This is a genomic window from Streptomyces sp. NPDC058964 (assembly GCF_042741275.1).
In the GTDB taxonomy this organism is placed as follows: Bacteria; Actinomycetota; Actinomycetes; order Streptomycetales; family Streptomycetaceae; genus Streptomyces.
This window is the reverse complement of record NZ_JBHYKH010000197.1, coordinates 1-6,202: the sequence shown is the minus strand read 5'-3', so window position 1 is coordinate 6,202 and position 6,202 is coordinate 1. Positions and strand designations below refer to the sequence as shown.

Annotated in this window: 4 protein-coding genes and 1 pseudogene; 3 read left to right on the top strand and 2 right to left on the bottom strand. The window is 71.0% G+C overall.

Features of this window, described 5'->3' with window-relative positions:
* Window positions 1-269, bottom strand: a pseudogene (locus ACFW2E_RS23515) (aminoglycoside phosphotransferase family protein); the annotation flags it as partial.
* A gap of 163 nt (window positions 270-432) precedes the next feature.
* Between ACFW2E_RS23515 and ACFW2E_RS23510 the strand changes: the two are divergent.
* From ACFW2E_RS23510 to ACFW2E_RS23500, 3 genes are read left to right on the top strand one after another with little or no spacing between them, the layout of a single operon-like run.
* Window positions 433-1,341: a carbohydrate ABC transporter permease gene (locus ACFW2E_RS23510; protein ID WP_384469043.1), complete on the top strand. Its 909-nt coding sequence runs from the start codon at window positions 433-435 to the stop codon at window positions 1,339-1,341.
* Window positions 1,338-2,171 carry a carbohydrate ABC transporter permease gene (locus tag ACFW2E_RS23505; RefSeq protein WP_384469042.1) on the top strand — a complete coding sequence of 278 codons (834 nt, stop codon included), beginning with the start codon at window positions 1,338-1,340 and terminating at the stop codon, window positions 2,169-2,171. Before ACFW2E_RS23510 ends, ACFW2E_RS23505 begins: the two co-directional genes overlap by 4 nt.
* A complete protein-coding gene (locus ACFW2E_RS23500) occupies window positions 2,171-3,451 on the top strand; it encodes an ABC transporter substrate-binding protein (protein WP_384469041.1) in 1,281 nt (426 codons plus the stop codon). Before ACFW2E_RS23505 ends, ACFW2E_RS23500 begins: the two co-directional genes overlap by 1 nt.
* A 117-nt stretch (window positions 3,452-3,568) precedes the next feature.
* Here ACFW2E_RS23500 and ACFW2E_RS23495 read toward each other — a convergent pair whose 3' ends face one another.
* The gene (locus tag ACFW2E_RS23495) at window positions 3,569-5,812 is read right to left on the bottom strand and encodes an MMPL family transporter (protein ID WP_384469040.1); all 2,244 of its coding nucleotides are present in this window, start codon (window positions 5,810-5,812) and stop codon (window positions 3,569-3,571) included.
* Window positions 5,813-6,202: the final 390 nt, after the last annotated feature.

The following is a 6,202-nucleotide window of genomic DNA, read 5'->3' as shown; positions in this document are numbered from 1 at the left end:
GCTCGGAGATGTGGAGAAGAGACAGCCACCAGAAGCGCCCCGGCCTCGGCCGCCCGTACCGCCGGCACGCCCGCCTCGGCCAGCCATCCGGCGACCGCCAGCTCGCGCCGGGCCCGGTCCAGCAGCTCCGCGTCGCGGCCCACCTTGACGACCAGGTCACCGGCGGCGAACACCGCGTTCTCGCCCAGGGCGAGGAGCCGCGCGTCCGGTGCCGCGCCCGGCAGCACCCCCGCCAGGGCCAGTACGTCCCGCGCCCGTGCCTCGTCCATCCTCCGCCTCCGTGCTCGACCTCGTGGTGGCGCAAGGATCTCGCCATCCGACGGCCAGTCTCGCATCAGCACAGGTCGGACCGGGTGCACGGTCCCTTGACGCGACCCACCCCCTTCACGACCATGACCGGGCCCGGCCGCGCCGCGCAGAGGGGGAGATTCCGTGGCATCGGTGACCAGTGCGAGGAGACCGGCGGGGCGTCCCGCCGGTCACGGCGCCTGGCTCCTGGTGCTGCCCGCGCTGATCCCGATCCTCGTGCTGAGCGTCGGACCGCTGCTGTACGGGATCCTGCTGGCGTTCACCGACGCCCAGTCCGGCCGGACCGCGCCCACCCGGTGGATCGGCGGCCTCAACTTCCAGGACCTGCTGCACGACACGCTGTTCTGGGAGTCGTTCCGGATCGGCCTGGTGTGGGCGGTCGGGGTGACCGCACCGCAGTTCCTGCTGGCGCTGGGCCTCGCCCTGCTGCTCGACCAGGACCTGCGCCTGCGGTGGCTCGCCCGCGCCCTGGCGATCGTCCCGTGGGCGATGCCCGAGGTCGTGGTCGGCATCATGTGGCGGCTGGTCTACAACCCGGACGCGGGCGTCCTCAACGAGACCCTGCGCGACCTCGGCCTGGGTGACGGCCGGGACTGGCTCAGCGGTCTGTCCACCGCCCTGCCCGCGGTGGTCGTCGTCGGCGTGTGGGCCGGGATGCCGCAGACGACCGTCGCCCTGCTCGCCGGGTTGCAGAACACACCGCGCGAACTCCACGAGGCGGCCGCGGTGGACGGCGCGGGCGCCTGGCGCCGGTTCCGCACGGTCACCTGGCCCGCCCTCAGACCCGTGGCCCTGGCCATCACCGCGCTCAACCTCATCTGGAACTTCAACTCCTTCGCCCTGGTCTATGTGCTGACCAGCGGCGGACCCGGCGGCCGCACCCGGCTGCCCAGCCTGTTCGCCTATGAAGAGGCCTTCCGCTACGGACAGTTCGGCTACGCGGCGGCGATGGGATGTGCGATGGTCGCGGTGATCTCGGTACTCCTCGCCGTCTTCCTCGTGGGCCGGCTACGAGGAGGCGAGGAGGCGTGAGAACGCGCACCGGAGCGCGCATCGGTCAGTACGCTGCTCTGCTCGCGTACCTCGTCTTCCTGGCCTTCCCCTTCCTGTGGCTGCTCTCCACCGCCTTCAAGTCGCCCCGTGAGCTGGGCAGCCTGCACCCCACGTGGATCCCCGGGGACCCGACCGTCGCCAACTTCCGGCAGGCCTTCGACGAGCAGCCGCTGCTGCACGCCGCGCTCAACTCGCTGCTCGCCGCGCTCGGGGCCGCGGTGATCGCCGTACTGGTCGCGACTCCGCTGGCGTACGTCGTGGCCCGCCGTCGCACCCCGTTGTCCCGGGCGGTCTCGGGATGGGTGGTGGTCAGCCAGGCGTTCCCCTTCGTTCTGGTGATCATCCCGCTGTTCCTGGTGCTGAAGAACCTGCGGCTGATCGACTCCCTGCCGGGACTGGTCATGGTCTACGTGGTGTGGGCGCTGCCGTTCGCGCTGTGGATGCTCATCGGGTACGTGCGGGCGGTGCCGGCCGAGCTGGAGGAGGCCGCGGCGGTCGACGGGGCCGGGCGGCTGCGCACACTGGTTTCGGTGACCGCGCCGCTCCTCGCACCGGGGATCGTGGCGACGGCGCTCTTCGCCTTCGTCACCGCGTGGAACGAGTTCTTCTTCGCGCTGGTGCTGCTGAAGACTCCGGACAAGCAGACCCTCCCGGTCGTCCTCACCCACTTCATCGGCGCGGAGGGCGTCGCCGACCTCGGACCGCTGGCGGCGGCCGCGTTCCTCGCGACGCTGCCCTCGCTGGTGGTCTTCGCGGTCGTCCAGCGGCGGATCACGGGCGGGATGCTCGCCGGGGCGGTGAAGAGCTGATGCGGGCCAGGATCGCGGCCGCGGCCGCCGCCCTCCTCCTGCTCCTCGCGGGCTGCTCCTCGGGCGGCGGGCTTGACGACGGCCGGATCACCCTGCGTTTCCAGTCCCTGGCCTGGCAGCAGGAGTCCGTCGCGGTCAACAAGGAGCTCGTGAGGGAGTGGAACGCGGCCCACCCGGCCGTCAGGGTCGAGTACGTCCAGGGCAGCTGGGACGGCGTCCACGACCAGTTGCTCACCTCCTTCGAGGGCGGGGAGGCGCCGGACGTCATCCACGACGCCTCCGACGATCTCGCGGACTTCGCCTACGGCGGCTACCTCGCCGATCTGACCGGTCTGCTGCCCGCCCGCCTCAGGTCCGACATCCCGAAGGAGAGCTGGGAGACGGCGGCCTTCGGCAAGGGCGTGTACGGCGTGCCCTTCCTCCAGGAGCCCCGGGTGCTCATCGCCAACGCGGCCTGGCTGCGGAAGTCGGGTGTGCGCACACCGACCCCGGAACGCCCCTGGGACTGGGGCGAGTTCCGGCGGATCGCCGAGCGGCTCAGCGCCGCAGGCGGATACGGCGTGGCCTGGCCGCTCAAGGACCCGGTCTCCGCGACCCTCAACCTGTCGCTGTCGGCGGGCGGGCGGCTGTTCCACCGGGGCGCGGACGGCAGGGTGGCCGTGCGCTTCGGGCCGGGCGACCAGGTGGTGCCGCGCACCATTCGGGAGCAGCTCGGCACGGATCACAGCGCACCGGCCTCGACGCTGGGCAGCGGGGGCTCGGACACGCTGCCCGGCTTCTTCGGGGGCAGGTACGCGATGGTCCCGCTGGGTTTCTCGTACCGGCAGCAGATCGCGCAGCAGGCGCCGAAGGGCTTCGAGTGGGAGGTGCTGCCCGCTCCGGCCGGTGCCGACGGGCTCACCCAGGGCGTCAGCCCGCAGACACTCTCGATAGCCGAGGACAGCCCCCACAAGAAGGAGGCCATGGAGTTCGTCGACTTCCTGCTCCGGCCGCGCAACATGGTGCGCCTGGCGCTGGGGGACTGGATGCTGCCCACCGGCACGCAGGCACTGAAGGACCCGGCCCTGCACACCGCGAAGTACGGCTGGGCCACCGGAACCGCCCTGGCCGCGCGTCTTCGTCCGGCACCCGCCCAGTCCGTGCGCGGCTACCCGGAGTGGAAGGACAAGGTGGCCACCCCGGCCCTCCAGGAGTACTACAGCGGGGCCATCGGACTGGGCGAGTTGCGGCACCGCCTGGAGAGCGACGGCAACCTGGTCCTGGCGCGGTATCAGCGCTGACCGCGGCGGCGACGCGGGCACCGATGCACCGAGGGCACGAATGAGGGCCCGTTGGTTCCCCCAGGAGACCAACGGGCCCTCGAATCAGCAGGGTTCAGACCCTCACCGCGGCAGGGCTCAGACCCTCACCGGTTCGTTCTCGTCCGCCACCGGCGGCGCGACCGCCTCCGGCGACTCGTCGTGGGTGAGGTCGGGCATCCGGTGCAGCCACTTCGGCAGGTACCAGTTGCGCTCGCCGAGCAGCGCCATCACGGCGGGCAGCAGCACACCACGGATGACCGTCGCGTCGATGAGCACCGCGGCGGCCAGGCCGACGCCCATCTGCTTCATGGACTGCATGGACAGCGTTCCGAAGATCGCGAACACGGCGACCATGATGACCGCGGCGCTGGTGACGACACCCGCCGTGGTGACCACACCGTGCTGGATGGCGTCCTTCGTCGTACGTCCGCGCAACCGCGCCTCGCGGATCCGGGAGACCACGAACACGTGGTAGTCCATCGACAGGCCGAACAGGATCACGAAGAGGAACAGCGGCAGCCAGGTCACGATGGCGCCGACGCCTTCCGCGCCCACCAGCGAGGCGCCCCAGCCGTGCTGGAACACGGCGACGAGGATGCCGTAGGCCGCACCCACCGACAGCAGGTTCAGCAGGATGGAGGTGATCGCGACCGTCAGCGAGCGGAAGGACAGCAGCATCAGCAGGAAGGCGAAGACGACCACGAAGGCGAAGACCGGGACGACGGAGCCGATCAGCTGGTCGTTGAAGTCGTGGTTGCCCGCGACCTGTCCGGTGACCGGCGCCTCGACGCCGTCGACCTTGCCGAGCGTGGCGGGCCGCACCTCGTCGCGCAGCTTCTCCAGGCTCTTGGTCGCCTTGCCCATGTCGGAGCCGCCGACCAGCGGTACGGACACCAGCGCGACGTTCTGGGCGTCGTGCAGCGTGACGGTGATCGGGCCCTGAGAGGCGCCCGAGTCGATGGCCTGCTTCTTGAAGTCGGCCAGTGCCTGCCGCACCTCGGGCGCGTTGATGTCCTTCGCCCTGACGACCACCGAGGCAGGCTCGGAGCCGCCCGGGAAGGCCTCGTTGACCCGGTCGTAGGTCTGCACGATCGGCAGCGAGTCGCCGAACTCCTGGTCCAGCGTGAGCTGCGAGGTCTTCATGCCCAGCGCGGGGGCGGCCACGGCCAGCAGCGCGCCCGTCGCGACCACGACGGAGAGCACGGGCTTGGCGAGCACGCCCCGCAGGACGGCGGTCCAGAACCGGCTCTCCGTGCCGCCGGCACGCTTGCGGCGGCGCAGGAACGGGATCCGGCCCTTCTCGACGCGCTCGCCCAGCAGGGACAGCAGCGCGGGCAGGACGGTCACGGAACCGACCATGGCGACCGCCACGACCATCAGCGAGGCCAGGCCCATCGCCTCGAACTCGGGGAGCCCGGTGAACAGCATGCCCGCCATCGCCACGCACACCGTGACACCGGAGACGATGATCGCGCGGCCGCTGGTGGCGGCGGCGATCCGCAGCGCGGCCCCGGCGGTTCGCCCGGCCTCGCGCTCCTCGCGCTCCCGGCGCAGGTAGAACAGGCAGTAGTCGACGCCGACCGCCATGCCGACCAGCAGCATCACGGAGTTCGCGGTGTCGCTCATCGGCTGCAGATGGCTGACGATGCCCATCAGACCCATCGTCGCCATGATCGCGGTGATCGCCAGCGCCACCGGCAGCAGCGCGGCCACCAGTGCGCCGAAGGCTATGAGGAGAATGCCGAGGGCCACCGGCACGGCGGAGTACTCGGCCTTCTGGAAGTCGTCGCCGAAGGCGTCCTTGTACTGCTTCTGCATGCTGGCGGAGCCGATCTCCTCGACCCGCAGCGTCCCGTGGTCCTTCTGCACCCCGGAGACGGCCTTCAGTACCGGCTCGACCCGGTCGGCGGCGGTGTCGGCGTCGCCGCGCATGTCGAACTGAACCAGCGCGCTGCGGCCGTCCTTCGCGATCGTCCCGGTGTCGTACGGCGACTTCACGCCCGTGACCCTGCCGGTGCCCTCGACCGCCTTCACCACATCGGCGACGGCCGCCTTGAACTCGGCGTCCGTGGCTTTGACGGAACCGTCCTTCGACTGGACCAGGACCGTCTCACCGGCCGGCTCCTTGATCCCGGCGTCGTCGATGATCTTCGCGGCGGTGTGCGTCTCGCCCTTGAGCTGGTCGGACTCGTTCACGTCGACCCGGCCCGCCGCCGAACCGAGTCCCATGGCCAGGACGACGAACAGTACCCAGATGCCGACGGCGGCCCAGCGGTGCCGGGCGCTCCAGCCGCCGGCCCGGGCGGCCAGGCCCCGCACCCGCGTCTCTCCGTTCCCCATGACGGGATTGCCCCCTCGTGTGCGGTGACGGCCCCGCCGCCACGTCTTCGCTGTGTTCGATTCGAAGGTATGGGCCGGACAAGCAACTCTCGTCCTGCTGCCCGGTGAAGTGCCGAGCGGGGTTCTCGTCGCTGAGGAGGATGTCGGTCCCTTACATCTATCGCCCCGTCTCGGGGGTGATGATCAGGGCCGTCCGTTCCGTCGGCAGAGATCCACTTTGTGATTACGAAACCTTGTTGAACAAGTCACAGCTGCGTGTAGTGGTTGCTCAGGACCGGTCCGATCGGCCAGAGTTTCGCGCAGCCCGGTCTTGGGCGAGCGGTGGGGGGGGGGCCCCCCCCCCCCCCCCCCCGCCCCCGCCGCCGGAGGTGGGGGGGGGAGGATCGCGCC